This window comes from Burkholderia sp. NRF60-BP8 (genome assembly GCF_001522585.2).
Classification (GTDB): domain Bacteria; phylum Pseudomonadota; class Gammaproteobacteria; order Burkholderiales; family Burkholderiaceae; genus Burkholderia.
The window spans coordinates 2,206,684-2,221,601 of the sequence record NZ_CP013372.1 but is presented as its reverse complement, the minus strand read 5'-3'; the positions used below and the strand labels follow the sequence as shown (position 1 = coordinate 2,221,601).

Below are 14,918 nucleotides of genomic sequence, written 5' to 3'. Positions count from 1 at the left end.
GATGCGGAGGATGAGGCAAGCGGCGGGTTCGCCGCGTGGCGCGAAGGGCGGCTGGTCGATCGCGGCGGCCGCGGCATTGCTCGCATTGGGCGGATGCGTGCCGTCGGGCTTCCTGCCGGCGCTGTCGCTGCGCGCGCCGGCCGACGATGCACTCGTGCATACCGCCGGCCCGGGCGCGAACGGCGCGTGGCCGGCGCCCGACTGGGTGAAGCAGCTGCAGGATCCGCAACTCGACGACCTGGTCGCCGAGGCGTCGCGGAACAATCCCGATCTGCAGGTCGCACAGGCGCGGCTGCGGATCGCGCAGGCGCAGCTTCAGCAGTTCGATTCGCTGACGGGCTTGACGGGCACGGCCGGCGCGACGATCAGCCGCGCGCGGATGCCGAAGCCCGGCGACATCGCCGACGTGACGGCCGGCGGCTATCGCGTGCCGGTGCAGATCTTCGGCGATCCGAACGTGTCGCCGACGTCGATCTTCGTCGGACTGAACTATCAGCTCGACCTGTGGGGCAAGAACCGCGCGGCGACGAAGAGCCTGATGTCGTTGCGCGACGCGGCCGGCGTCGAGGCCGAACAGGTGCGGCTCACGCTCGCCGTCGCGATCGTCACCGTGTATTGCCAGCTCGACCAGGCGTACGCGATGCGCGACCTGTTGCAGCAGAAACTGAAGATCAGCCAGCGCGTGACGGCCGTGCTGCGCGAGCGCACCGCGCGCGGCCTCGACAACGCGTACGACGCGAGCGATGCGTCGATCAAGCGCAGCCGCCTGCTCGAGCAGATCGCGCTGAACGACGAGCAGATCAAGCTCGCGCAACTGCAACTCGGCGTGCTGTCCGGCCGTGGCCCGGAGCGCGGGCTAGCGCTGCAGCGGCCGCGCGTCGGCGCGTTCGCGGGCGGCGCGCTGCCGGCCCGGCTGCCGGCCGATCTGCTGGGCCGCCGGCCCGACATCGTCGCCGCGCGGCTGCGGGTCGAAGCCGCGTTCGCGAATGCCGACTCGACGCGCGCGCAGTTCTATCCGGACGTGAACCTCGTCGCGCTCGGCGGCTTGTTCGCGTTGACGCCCGCATCGTTGTTCTCGCGCGATTCGCTCGCGGGCTCCGTCGGCCCCGCGATCTCGCTGCCGATCTTCGATCGCGGCCGGCTGAAGGCGAAGCTCGGCGCGGACGTCGCGCAGGCCGACGTCGCGATCGGGTTGTACAACAAGGCCGTCGACGATGCGCTCGGGCAGGTCGCGCAGCTCGTCACGTCGCTGCAGACGTCGCAGACGCTCGTCGCGCAGCAGCAGGACGCGGTCGCGGCCGCGCAGAAAATCGTGGAGATCGCGGCGGATCGGCATCGGCGCGGCGTGCTGATGCAGAAGGACGTCGATGTCGCGGATCTCACGCTGATCGACGAGCGCGCGCAGATGATCGCGTTGCTCGGCAAGCAGCGGACGCTGCGGGTCGGGTTGATCGGCGCGCTGGGCGGCGGATTCGACGCGAGGAGCGGGGCGTCGGCGCCCGCTTCGGCATCGACGCCGGCCGTTCGCCAAGCGCGCGGCGGCGTGGCGAAGCGAGGACCGGCGACGGCGGCGAGCGTGAGTCGGGCGACTGCGACGGCGGCGCCGCCCGATACGCGTTCGGCGGCCGGGGCCTCGCGGCAGGCCGCCGGATCCGGCGGCACGTCGGCCACCGGTGTCGCATCGCGCGATACGGCGACCCGTACGTCGAATGCGGCCGCGGCGAACAACGACCCGACGCCACGCGGTGCACCCGCGTCGACCCGTACCGCGTCCGCGAACCTGGCGGCCGACCCGCGCGCGACGCCGGCCATTCCGCTGTTTCAGCATGACCGCCTGATCGTTACGCAAAGCGACTGATGCATCACGACAACCTTCATACCGCCGCGCCGCCGGCCTCACTCGGTGACGACCCTGCGCTCGACGCGCGCCGCGCGACGCGCCGCAAGCGCTTCATGGTGTTCTTCGCGATCGTGCTCGCGGCCGCGCTCGCATGGCTCGCGTTCTGGTTTTTGAGCCAGCGTTACTACGAAGACACCGACGACGCGTATGTCGCGGGCAGCATCGTGCAGGTTGCCGCGCAGATTCCGGGCGCCGTGACCGACGTGCTGGTCGCCGATACGCAGGTCGTGCGCGCGGGGCAGACACTCGTGCGGCTCGACGATACCGAGGCGTCCGTTGCGTTCGCGCAGGCGAAGGCGCAACTCGTGCAGGCCGTACGGCAGGTCGCGAACGCGAAGATCTCGAACACGATGTACGTCGAAGCGGTGAACGCGCGACGGGCCGACCTGCAGCTCGCGCAGCGCGCGCTGGCGGCGCGTTCGGGCGCGTCGGTCGAGATCGTCGCGCCCGAGGAGCTGGCGCGCGCCCGCGCGGCGGTAGCCGGCGCGCAGGCCAACCTGGCGGCCGCGCAGGCGCAGCTCGATGCGGCGCGCGCGCTCGGCACCCGGCTGCCCGTCGACGAAAGCCCGGCCGTCGTGCAGGCGGCCGCGCAGTTCAAGCTCGCCTACCGGAACCTGAAGCGCACGACGATCGTTGCGCCCGTCGACGGCACGGTCGGGCAGCGCTCGGTGCAGGTCGGCCAGCAGGTCGGCCCCGGCGTGCCGCTGATGTCGATCGTGCAGCTCAACCGCTTGTGGATCGACGCGAATTTCAAGGAAGGGCAGATTCGCCACATGCGTGTCGGGCAGCCGGTCGAGGTCGTATCGGACCTCTACGGCGCACGCATCGTCTATCGCGGCCGCGTGCAGGGATTTTCGGCGGGTACGGGCAGCGCGTTCTCGATGCTGCCGTCGCAGAATGCCGCCGGCAACTGGATCAAGGTCGTGCAGCGCGTGCCGGTTGTGATCGCGCTCGATCCGCGCGATCTCGCCGCGCATCCGCTGCGCGTCGGGCTGTCGATGCGCGTGACGGTCGACACGCACGATCGCAACGGCCATGCGCTCGACAGCGAACCGCCGACGCCGGCGGTCAGTACGCGCGTGCACGACGGCGTGGCGAGCGAGGCCGAGGTCGCCGCTGCGGCGATCATTCGGGAGAATCGGGGAGGGTAGCGGCAGGGTAGCGGCGCGGCCCGGCGCGCATCGCCGCGGATGCGGGGGAACGAACGCATCGTCGTTCCCCCGCGCGCAGGCGGTCATACTCCCCGCCTGCGCCGGGTCATGGTCAGAAGAACACGAACTGGCCGCCGACGAGCGGCACCCGCGCCGCGTCGCCGGACGCCGTATTGCCCGTCATCGACGTCATCGCGAAACCTGCGAGTCCGCCATACCGCTGACCGTAGCCCTGCGTGTAGGCGATCCGGCTGGTGGTCGACGATGCTTGCGTCGTTCCGAAGTCCATTCCCACGATGCCGCCGAGCGTGGCATTCAGGCCGCCGCTCACGGTGCCTGACGACGACGATCGGTCGATCGTGCCGCCGTTGATGCCGACCAGGCCGCCGACCTTCGCGCGTGCGCCGCCGTTGACGCTGCCGCTTGCGTCGGACAGCACGATCGAGCCGCGCGCGTGGTTGCCGACGAGCCCGCCCGCATTGCTGTCGGCGCCGGCGGAAACGGCGCCTTGCGCATGTGACGAGGCGACCGTTCCGACGTTGCGGCCGATCAGGCCGCCCGCGTCGCTATCGGCGAGAACCGATACCTTGCCGGACGCGTTGCCGTGGTCGACGCGGCCGACGTTGATGCCGACGAGCCCGCCCGCAGCCGCGTCGTTGCCGGCGACGGCGACCGTACCCGTGGCATTCGACTTGTCGATCGTTCCGTCGGCGGCGTTAATGCCGACGAGGCCGCCCACCGTGCTGCGCGTGCCGCCTACGACGTCGCCGCTCGCGCGCGATGCGGCGATGGCACCCGAGTTGAAGCCGACCAGCGCACCGGCCACGCTGGCCGTACCGGCGGTGACACGGCCGGACGTCTCGGATCCGAGAACCCGGCCTTGATTGCGTCCGACGAGACCGCCGACGGCGGCGTCGGCGCTCGCGACCGATACAACGCTGCTGCTCGACGAGTCGCGGATGTCGCCGCCGTTGAAACCGACGAGCCCGCCCGCATTGCTGCCGGCGCCGGCGGAAACAGTGCCTTGTGCATGCGACGATTCGACGGTTCCGGTGTTGCGGCCGATCAGGCCGCCGGCGTCGCTGTTGCCGAGGACCGATACTGCGCCGGATGCGCTCGATCCCGACACGCGACCGTCGTTGCGGCCGACGAGCCCGCCCGCCGTCGCATCGTTGCCGGCGACGGCGACCGTACCCGTGGCGTTCGATTTGTCGATCGTGCCGACGGCGGTGTTGATGCCGACGAGGCCGCCCACCGTGCTGCGCGCACCGCCTGCGACGCCTCCGCCCGCGTGCGATGCGGCGATGGCGCCCGCGTTGACGCCGACCAGCGCACCGGCGGCGCTGGCCGCGCCGGCGATGACGCGGCCGTCCGCATCGGACCCGCCGACCGTGCCGGTGTTGCGCCCGACGAGACCGCCGACGGTTGCGCCCACGGTCGCGACCGACACGGCGCCGTGGCTCGACGAATCGCGGATGTCGCCGCTGTTGAAGCCGACGAGCCCGCCGAATCCGTTTTGTCCGTTGTCGGGCGACGTGCCGGCGGCCTGGATCGAGACGCTCGCGTCGGCACGGCTGCGGGCGATCGTCGCGGTGCCGAGCCGGCTGTCCGGCGACGTGATGTTTTCGCCGACGAGCCCGCCGAGCGCGGTCGTGTAGCGGTTGCCTTCGACGCGGCCCGACACCGATGCGCGGTCGATCGTGCCGCTCAGGTTCGTGCCGACGAGACCGCCGGCGATGTTGGCGGCCGAGCCGCCGCTCGTCACGACGACATTGCGTGCATGCACGTTCGACAGCGTGCCCTGGATGTTCGCGCCGACCAGCGAGCCGACCATCACGGGCCCGATACCGTAGTTCGCCGTGCCGCGCGCCGACACCGAATCGAGCGTCAGGTTGGCGATCGTGCCGAAGTTTCCGGCGAACAGGCCCACGAACGGTCCGTCGTTGTAGACGGACAGCCCGGAGATCGTATTGCCGAGGCCGTCGAACGTGCCGGTGAACGCCGCATCGCCGCCGATGCTGCGGAACGCGCCGCTGCCCTTGATCGCATTGCCGAGCACGTAGCGGCCGTTCAGGTTCGTATCGACCGCGCGCAATTGATCGACGTCATGGATCACGCGATAGGCCTGCCCGTTCGCGCTGAACGACGCATTCGCGCCCGACAGCGTGACGGTTGCGTTGTCGTTCAGCACATGTCCGTTACCCGAGTTCAGCGCGAGGGCGGCGTTTGCGCCGGTCAGCGCGAGCGGACCGGCGATGTCGATACGCTTCGCGGCGTTGACCTCCAGCCCGGCGCGGCTGCCGTGCGCGCTCAACGCGCGTTGCAGCTTCACGCCGCCGCGCTGCGACGCGAGCGACAGCGTGTGGTCGCCGCTCCAGTTCACGGGGCCTTCGACCGACAGGTCGCCTGCCGCGCCGGTCAATGCAACGTGGGTCGTGTCGAGATTGCGCGACAGCGTAGCCGCGCCGATCGTCGCGTTCGCGTCGTCGGCGACGCGTGCGTTCGCCGTGTCGATCTTCCACGTGCCCGAGCGGCCGTTCGCGCCGCGCGTGTCGACCTTCGCATCGTCGGCGATGCGCACGTTCGTGCCGCGCGTCGCAACTTCGCCGCCGTTGCCGGCCGCGGCGCTCGCGTCCAGCGTGCCGCCGGCTAGCACGGTGCCGCCGTCGAGCGTGATGCGCCCGCCGTGGCTGCTCAGTCCACGCGCCTCGATGGTGCCGGTGTTGTTGACTGCCGCGTTCAGCAGATTGCCCGCAGCGCGCGCAGTCATCAGCACCTCGCCGCCATCGGCCTTCAGCAGCCCGCCGTTGCTCGCCTGCGCGTCGACGGCGCCGCCTTCGACCTGCACGCTGAGCAGATCGCTGCCGTCGAAGTTGACCTTGAACGCGTTGCCGGCGCCGAGCGCGATGTGGCCCATCTTCGCCTGGATCACGCCGGTGTTCGACACGCGCGCGCCGAGCAGCGCGACGCTGCCGCCGTCGGCGGCGGTGATGTGGCCGGCGTTGGCGACGGACGCGGCCGATGTGCCGGCGAAGCGATAGTTGCCGGCGAGGAAGTCGGCATCGGACAGGTTCTGCGTGGACGCGACGAGGCTGCCGACGTTGACCTGCGAGCCGGCGCCGAACATCACGCCGTTCGGGTTGACGAGGAATACCTTGCCGTTGGCGTCGATGCGGCCGTCGATCTGGCTGCCGCGGGTGCCGATCACGCGGTTCAGCGCGATCGACGAACTGCCGGGCTGGTGGAACGACACGCGTTCGCCGCCGGCGACGCCGAAGTCCTGCCAGTTGGTGATGAGCTTGTCGGAGTGCTGGTTGATGGACATCGTCTTGCCGTCGGCGGAGGTCGCGATGTCGGCGTGACCGGCGACGACGGCCTGGCCGATGGGCAGTGCGTGGGCGGGCAGGGCGGCGAGGCCGAGCAGCGATACGGCCGCCGCGACGAGCTTGCCGCTGCCGGATTTGCCGCGGCGGCGCGCGGTTTCCCCGACCGCGCTCCAGCACCCTTGTGCGTGGTTCCACACCAATGCGTAGGTCTTGTTCATCGTTTTCGTTTCCTGGGTGATGAGTATATTGAGTTCATCAGTCCACCTGACAACATGACTGATGAACGATGGCGCGGAATGAATTTCCGCTTCAAGCGGCGGACGATCTGCCCGCCGCCATGTGCCGGCGCCGGCGGTCGGACTGCCCGCCTGCGCCGGGTCACAGTCAGTGGATGCCGAACTGGTTGCCGACGAACGGCACGTTCATGGCTTCGCCCGATACCGTATTGCCCCGCATCGACGTCTTCGAGAAGCCCGCGATGCCACCGTATTGCTGACCACGGCCAAACTCGTAGGCGACCCGGCTGCTGGTCGACGACGCTTGCGCGGTGCCGCGGTTCGTCCCGATGAGGCCGCCGAGGTTCGCGTACAAGCTGGCGCTCACGGTGCCGGACGACGCCGACTGGCTGATCCTGCCGTCGTTGAGACCCACTAGGCCGCCGACGTTGGCGTTGCGGCCGCCCGTCGCGTTGCCGGTCGCGTCGGACAGCTCGATCGTGCCGCTCGCGTGGTGGCCGACGAGCCCGCCGACGTTGCTCTTGTTGCCGGCGACGACGGCTGCCGACGCATGCGAGCTTCGTACCGTGCCGCTGTTGAAGCCGACCAGTCCGCCCGCCTGGCTCGCAGCGTCGGCCATGACGGTGCCGCTCGCCCGTGACGAATCGACGGTTCCGGTATTCCGGCCGATCAGGCCGCCGATCTCCGCGTTTTCGTCGGCCTGGACCGTGCCCGATGCGCTGACGCTCACGACGCGGCCGCCGTTGGTACCGACGAAGCCGCCGACGCGGCTGTTCGTTTCGCCTCGCACCGAGCCGTGCGCGGACGACGCGCCGATCGTCGAATTCGCGTCGGTGATGCCCGCAAAGCCGCCGATCGATTCGGTATCCATACCATCCACGCTGCCACGTGCGCTCGATCCGTCGATGATGCCGCCGGCCGCGTTGCGGCCGACGAAGCCGCCCGCCGGTGCGCCGGCGAAAGTCATCACGTCGCCGCTTGCGTTCGACGCGTCGATTCTTCCTCGATTGATGCCGACGAACCCGCCCACGGCGCCGACGGCGTTGCGCGCCGCTACGTCGCCATGTGCGTCCGACGCCTGGATGCGGCCGCCATTGACGCCGACGAGCCCGCCGGCGACGCCGTTATCCAGCGCCGCCACGTCGCCGGTCGCACTGGAACGGTCGACGAGGCCGTCGTTGACGCCGACGAGGCCGCCCGCGATGCCGTTCGTCGCGGCTGCGACGCTGCCGGATGCGTAGGCGCCCGTCACCACGCCGCTGTTGCGGCCGACGAGGCCGCCGGCCGTGCCGCGCACGCCGGCCGTGACACTGCCGCCTGCGCGCGAGGCGGCGATGGCGCCCGCATTGACGCCGACCAGTGCACCGGCGACGCCGGCCGTGCCGGCGGTGACACGACCGGACGCATCGGATCCGGCGACCGTGCCGGTGTTGCGCCCGACGAGACCGCCGACGGCTGCGCCGGAGCGTGCTACGTACACCTGCCCCTTGCTCGACGAATCGCGGATATCGCCGTTGCTGAAGCCGACGAGGCCGCCGATCCCGCTTTTGTCGCTGTTGACGAGCGTGTCGGCGATATCGATGGAGACGTTCGCGTCGGCGCGGCTGCGGGCGATCGTCGCGGTGCCGGAGCGGGCGTCGGGCGACGTGACGTTCTCGCCGACGAGCCCGCCGAGCGCGGTCGTGTAGCGGTCGCCCGCGACGCGGCCCGACACCGACGCGCGGTCGATCGTGCCGCCCTGGTTCCGGCCGACGAGGCCGCCGGCGACGTTGGCGGGCGAGCCGCCGGTCGTGACGGAAACATTGCGCGCGTGCACGTTCGACAGCATGCCTCGCACGTTCGCGCCGGCCAGCGCGCCGACGGCGCTGCCGCGATAATTCGCCGTGCCGTGCGCCGACACCGAATCGAGCGTCAGGTTGGCGATCGTGCCGCTATTGATCGCGAACAGGCCGACGAACGGCGCGCTGTTGTAGACGGACAACCCGGAAATCGTGTTGCCGAGGCCGTCGAACGTGCCGGCGAACGCCGCGTTGCCGCCGATGCTGCGGAACGCGCCGCTGCCCTTGATCGCATTGCCGAGCACGTAGCGGCCGTTCAGGTTCGTATCGACCGCGCGCAAGTCATCGACGTTGCGGATCACGCGATAGGCCTGCCCGTTCGCGTTGAACGACGCATTCGCGCCCGACAGCGTGACAGCTGCATTGCCGTTCAATGCGTGACCGTCGCCCGAGTTCAATGCGAGGCCGGCGTTGCGGCCCGTGAGCGCGACCTTGTCGTTGACGGCGATGCGTCGTGCGGCGTTGACTGCGATGCGCGCATTGGCGCCACTCGCCGTCAGCGACTTGCCGAGATGCACGTCGCCGCGCACGGACGTCAGCGTGAGGCCGTGATCGCCGTTCCAGCCAATCGCGCCGTCGGTCGTCAGCGCACCGTCGGTGCTCGTCAGTTCGACCGGCGTCGTGTCGAGATTGCGCGACAGCGTGGCTGCGCCGATCGTCGCGTTCGCATCGTCGGCGACGCGTGCGTTTGCCGTGTCGATCTTCCACGTGCCCGAGCGGCCGTTCGCGCCGCGCGTGTCGACCTTCGCGTCGTCGGCGATGCGCACGTTCGCACCACGCGTCGCAACTTCGCCGCCGTTGCCGGCCGCGGCGCTCGCGTCCAGCGTGCCGCCGGCCAGGACGGTGCCGCCGTCGAGCATGATGCGCCCGCCGTGGCTGCTCAGTCCACGCGCCTCGATGGTGCCGGTGTTGTTGACTGCCGCGTTCAGCAGGTCGCCCGCGGCGCGCGCAGTCATCAGCACTTCGCCGCCGTCGGCTTTCAGCAGCCCGCCGTTGCTCGCCTGCGCGTCGACGGCGCCGCCTTCGACCTGCACGCTGAGCAGATCGCTGCCGTCGAAGTTGACCTTGAACGCGTTGCCGGCGCCGAGCGCGATGCGGCCCATCTTCGCCTGGATCACGCCGGTGTTCGACACGCGCGCGCCGAGCAGCGCGACGCTGCCGCCGTCGGCGGCGGTGATGTGGCCGGCGTTGGCGACGGACGCGGCCGATGTGCCGGCGAAGCGATAGTTGCCGGCGAGGAGGTCGGCATCGGACAGGTTCTGCGTGGACGCGACGAGGCTGCCGACGTTGACCTGCGAACCGGCGCCGAACATCACGCCGTTCGGGTTGACGAGGAAGACCTTGCCGTTGGCGTCGATGCGTCCGTCGATCTGGCTGCCGCGGGTGCCGATCACGCGGTTCAGCGCGATCGACGAACTGCCGGGCTGGTGGAACGACACGCGTTCGCCGCCGGCGACGCCGAAGTCCTGCCAGTTGGTGATGAGCTTGTCGGAGTGCTGGTTGATGGACATCGTCTTGCCGTCGGGGGACGTGGCGATGTCGGCGTGGCCGGCGACGACGGCCTGGCCGGTGGGCAGCGCGTGAGCGGGCACGGCGGCGAGGCCGAGCAGCGACACGGCGGCGGCCGCGACGAGCTTGCCGCCGCCGGATTTGCCGCGGCGGCGCGCGGTTTCCCCGACCGCGTTCCAGCACCCTTGTGCGTGGTTCCACACCAATGCGTAGGTCTTGTTCATCGTTTTCATTTCCTCGGTGATGAGTAGCTTGAGTTCATCAGCAAACCTAACTGACGAATTGAGAGGCGAAACGGCTTTCCGCTTCATGCGGCGGGCAGTCACGCCGCCCGCCGCCCGAATGCCGGCCCGCGGCGCTGCCGGGCTGGCCGTCGGCGCCGGGCGACTCAGAAGTACTGGGTCGCCTGGAGCCAGACACCTGGCGATCGCGTGATCGCGGCCACCTCGTCGGACCTGCCGAGCGGTCGCGAGACCGCGACGTTGACCTGCCGGCTTGCGCCGTACCAGCCGAAGCCGATGCCGGCCGCCGACAATTGCAACGTGTTGCGTTCCCGGTTCCACGGCTGCTTGTTGAGCTGCACGCGTCCCGTATCGACGAAGGTGCTGACTTGCCAGCCCGGCGCGGCGAGGTAGCGCAGCTCCGCGCTGGCTTGCCAGCCCTGGTCGCCGCTGCCCGCGCCGAGCCCGTATGCGCGCACCCCGTACGGGCCGCCGAGGCTGAACTTTTCCGACGAGTCGAGATTGCGCGATGCCAGTTGCGCGCTGAACTGCACGTAGAGCTGAAACCGTGCGGTGAGCGCTTGCAGCCGCAATGCGTTGACGTTCAGCTTGGCGAAGCGGCCGTGGGTTTTCGCGAGCGAATCGAAATCGAGCGGATCGTTGCCGCTCATCCGGCCGATGCCGAACGTCACGGACGCACTGCTGCGGCCGCCGCCGAACCAGTCGTCCTGGTTGCTGCCGCCGATGCTGAACGACCCCATGCGAATGCGCTTCGCGCCGTGCACGTCCAATGCGTCGTAGTCGTCGTGCAGCCGCTTGTTCTCGTAGAGCAGCTGCGCATTGATGTTCGCGCGGCGGCTGCGCAGCAGCGGTTGCGAGACGGATACGCTTTGCACCGATGCGCGGCCGTGATAGTCGAGATCGTCGAAGCTTCCGCCGACCCGGTAACCCATGTCGGAATACGCGACGCCGAGCCGGGTCGACGCGGGGCCGACGGGCAACTGATAGGCTGCGCGGTAATAACGCTGGCACGAATCGCTGGTGAGCCCGCGCAGCGCGAACCGATCGCCGAGCCGCAGCGGGGCGTCGACGTCGACGCTGCCGGTGGCGCGATAGCGGCCGGTGAGCGGGTCGCCGTAGTTGTCGACATCGAGCGAGCCCGATGCGAACCGGCCGCGTTCGACGTCGACGGCGAGATCGGTCGTGCCGGCTTCCGCACCCGCGCGCAGCGTGCCCTTCGCGATGACGCCCGGCAGATCGTCGAGCAGCAGCAGGCTGCGCTCGAGCGCGTCGCCCCGCACGGCGTCTCCGGGGTGCAGGCCGGCGAGCGGCCGGCGCAGGACGCCGTCCAGCACGCGCGAGCGGTTGTTCAGTTCGATGGCGCCGTAACGGCCTTCGAGCACGTCGATGCGCACGACGCCGTCGTCGATGTTCTGCCGCGGCAGGTAGGCGCGCGCGAGCACGTAGCCGTGTTCGCGGTAATACGCGGAGATCCGGTCGGCGGCTTGCCGGAGTTCGTCGAAGCTCAGTTCGCGGCCGACGAGGTCCGCGAGAAGCGGCTGCAGCCGTTCGGCGTCGAACGCACGATTGCCGCCGATCGCGAATGCCTGCACCCGTACGCGCGGCCCGGCGTCGTCGCCGGGCGGCGGCGGCTTCGCGTCGGGCGGCGGCGCGATGGCGAGATCGGGCGGCGAGTCGGCAGGCAGGGTGGGGCGTGTGGCCTCGATGTCACGCATCGATTGCCCGGCGCTGGGCGGCAGCGCGTGTGCAATGCCCGGCAGCAACAGCACGGCGCCGATGTACCAGACCGGGAGGCCCGCCCAGTGCGCGATGCAACCGGTGCGGGCGGTGCGATGCCGTGGACGAGACGTGTCGTGTAGCGGGAGCGGCCGCCCGGAGATCGCCGACCCGACGGCGGTATCGGAATCGGCGTGGTGCGGGATGCGGTGGATGGGACGAATTTTCACCCTCGACGAATTGGCGCGCCGATGGCGCGTGGAGCGTCGGGGATACTACGGAGCGTGGCCGCGTATTGATATTGGATGAGTACTAGGCCAACTGCGTTATCGATTTGTCTTGTCAGATTTTGTCGAAAACGGGGCGCGACGTGCGGGATCCGCATGCAGGCGTATCCCGGGGCGCCGATGTCGGCCCGGATCAAACGCGTGTCGCGTTTGAGACATCGGCCCCCCTGCCTCCCGGACTACTCTCGAACAGCACGTTGCGCGTGCGCCGCAAGGGCCGGCGCGCCGCGGCGCCATCCAACGAGACATGGAGACAATACGATGAGCAGCAATCGAGGTGTCGTCTATCTTGGGCCGGGTCAGGTCGAAGTCCAGAAAATCGATTATCCGAAGATGGTCGACCCGAGCGGCCGCGCGATCGGCCACGGCGTGATCCTGAAAGTCGTCAGCACGAACATCTGCGGCTCCGACCAGCACATGGTGCGCGGCCGGACGACCGCGCCGGTCGGCCTCGTGCTCGGTCACGAGATCACCGGCGAAGTGATCGAAGTGGGCCCGGACGTCGAGACGCTGAAGATCGGCGATCTCGTGTCGGTGCCGTTCAACGTCGCGTGCGGGCGCTGCGCGATGTGCAAGGACACGCATACGGGCGTGTGCCTGAACGTGAACCCGTCGCGTGCCGGCGGCGCGTACGGCTACGTCGACATGGGCGGCTGGATCGGCGGCCAGGCCGAGTACGTGCTCGTGCCGTATGCCGATTTCAACCTGCTGAAATTCCCGGATCGCGATCAGGCGATGGCGAAGATCCGCGATCTGACCTGCCTGTCCGACATTCTGCCGACCGGTTATCACGGCGCGGTGAGCGCGGGCGTGAAGCCCGGTTCGACGGTGTACATCGCGGGCGCGGGCCCGGTCGGGATGGCGGCCGCCGCGTCGGCGCGCCTGCTCGGCGCGGCCGTGACGATCGTCGGCGACATGAACGCGGAGCGCCTCGCGCACGCACGGGCGATGGGGTTCGAGACGGTCGACCTGTCGAAGGACGCGTCGCTCGGCGAGCAGATCGCGCAGATCCTCGGCGTGCCGGAGATCGACTGCGCGGTCGATTGCGTCGGCTTCGAGGCGCACGGCCACGGCTCGTCGGGCCATGCGGAGGAAGCGCCCGCGACGGTGCTGAACTCGCTGATGGAAATCACGCGCCCGGCCGGCGCGATCGGCATCCCGGGCCTGTACGTGACGGACGATCCGGGCGCGAAGGACAAGGCCGCGCAGCACGGCAGCCTGAGCATCCGCTTCGGCCTCGGCTGGGCGAAGTCGCATTCGTTCTTCACGGGCCAGACGCCGGTGCTGAAGTACAACCGCAACCTGATGCAGGCGATCCTGTTCGACCGGCTGCCGATCGCGAAGATCGTCAACGTCGAAGTGATTTCGCTCGACCAGGCGCCGGAAGGCTACAAGAAGTTCGACGGCGGCGCGCCGCGCAAATTCGTCATCGACCCGCACGGGTTGCTGGCGGCGTGATGCGCTAGCGTTCGACACGCGCGACACGAAGCGGGCGGTGCCGGAAACGGGCCGCCCGTTTTCATTGCGGGCGCGAAGGCGGGGGAGGCAACGCGGCGAGCGGACGCGCCCAGATGGCGGCCACGGTCACGAGCTGCAGTGCATTCATCGACGGACTCCGGTCGGTGGATCGGGCGGTCGGCGTGCGATATGTGCCGGCGCGGGCGAATGATCCATTGAACGTCATGCGTCCGTCGCGACACAAACGAGGTCTTGTGACGGGCGGTTTAGAAAATCGAATCGACGGGCGCGCGGGTCTGGATCGCGCGCTCAGTGGCCACGATAGAGCTTCGCGATTTCGGCGTTGCTCGCTGCGGCGCGGTGGGTCCGCCCGGTGTGCAGGCCGACGCGGCGGATCGCGCGCGTGCGATGGGCGACGTCGCGGCCGCCTTTCCAGTCGGCCACGCGGACTGCGCCGGTGCGCATGCGCTCGGGCGCGCGCAACGACGGCGCGGCTTGCGCAACCGCCATCCTGCGCGCGGGTTTGCCGGCGAACGGGGCGGCCGGTTGCGGATTGGCCTGTGGCGGATTGGCTGCCACCCGTGTTTCATCGGTCGAATGAAACGGGTAGACGGGGGCCGGCACGACCGGTATCAATGGCTCGTTCGACGCCTGAAGTACGGCTCCGGTCGCGACAGCGGCCGGCGCAGCGGATCCGCGACAAGCGGGATCGGCCTTGCAGGTCTGGTCGACCGTCACGTAGCCGCCGACCAGCAGCACGAGCGTGAGGATGCTCAGGATCGGCGCGCTCGATGCGCGCGGCCGCTGGACAGCCGCGTTGCGCAGCGCGCGGGCGACGCGCGACGACCATGTATGGAACGACCGCGGCGCATGCGCGGCACGCGCGTCGGCCGGCGTGCGGCGAATCGGTTCGAACGGCCAGTTCCACTGACCGCAGACGGGGCAATGCTCGAGCGCGCGGAACGCCACGAAACCGCATTCGCGGCAGCGACAGCACGTCGCGTGCCGCGATTCGGCGCGCGCGTTCAGCACGGCACGCCAGGCATCGCGCGCGCGGACGCTTCGGTTGGGCAGGACGCGCATGTCAGCGACCGACGGGTGCCATCGTCGGGTGACACATCGGCGGTCGTCTGGATACGGTGTGCATTTGATTCTCCATAACATCGGACGCGTGGAACCCGTTCGTCCGCGGCTGCCTGCCGCTTCATTCTTGGTCGTTCGCGCGTGAAACGCAAGGCGCATGTCGCGCGTCGCG

7 protein-coding genes are annotated in these 14,918 nt (G+C 69.8%); 3 read left to right on the top strand and 4 right to left on the bottom strand.

What is annotated here, in order from left to right; all coding sequences use genetic code 11:
• The first annotated feature begins 1 nt into the window (after position 1).
• The gene (locus WS54_RS10285) at positions 2-1,858 is read left to right on the top strand and encodes an efflux transporter outer membrane subunit (protein WP_442861308.1); all 1,857 of its coding nucleotides are present in this window, start codon (positions 2-4) and stop codon (positions 1,856-1,858) included.
• A complete protein-coding gene (locus WS54_RS10280; protein ID WP_034204253.1) occupies positions 1,858-3,051 on the top strand; it encodes an HlyD family secretion protein in 1,194 nt (397 codons plus the stop codon). The genes WS54_RS10285 and WS54_RS10280 overlap by 1 nt, the downstream gene beginning before the upstream one ends.
• Positions 3,052-3,163: 112 nt before the next feature.
• On the opposite strand, the gene WS54_RS10275 is transcribed toward WS54_RS10280, so the two are convergent.
• The 3 genes from WS54_RS10275 to WS54_RS10265 form a co-directional block, all read right to left on the bottom strand.
• Entirely contained in the window at positions 3,164-6,595 is a 3,432-nt protein-coding gene (locus WS54_RS10275; protein WP_108041827.1) for a two-partner secretion domain-containing protein, read from the bottom strand.
• Between the two features lie 166 nt (positions 6,596-6,761).
• Complete coding sequence (locus WS54_RS10270; RefSeq protein WP_335670983.1) at positions 6,762-10,271, bottom strand: two-partner secretion domain-containing protein; 3,510 nt, start codon at positions 10,269-10,271, stop codon at positions 6,762-6,764.
• Positions 10,272-10,348: 77 nt separating this feature from the next.
• Positions 10,349-11,917, bottom strand: coding sequence for a ShlB/FhaC/HecB family hemolysin secretion/activation protein (locus WS54_RS10265; protein ID WP_082725198.1), 1,569 nt, complete (start codon positions 11,915-11,917; stop codon positions 10,349-10,351).
• Between the two features lie 549 nt (positions 11,918-12,466).
• Here WS54_RS10265 and fdhA point away from each other — a divergent pair.
• Positions 12,467-13,663 carry a formaldehyde dehydrogenase, glutathione-independent gene (gene fdhA / locus WS54_RS10255; RefSeq protein ID WP_034204255.1) on the top strand — a complete coding sequence of 399 codons (1,197 nt, stop codon included), beginning with the start codon at positions 12,467-12,469 and terminating at the stop codon, positions 13,661-13,663.
• A 309-nt stretch (positions 13,664-13,972) separates the two neighbouring features.
• Here the strand turns inward: fdhA and WS54_RS10250 are convergent, their stop codons facing one another.
• Positions 13,973-14,746, bottom strand: coding sequence for a hypothetical protein (locus tag WS54_RS10250; protein ID WP_059786203.1), 774 nt, complete (start codon positions 14,744-14,746; stop codon positions 13,973-13,975).
• Positions 14,747-14,918: the final 172 nt, after the last annotated feature.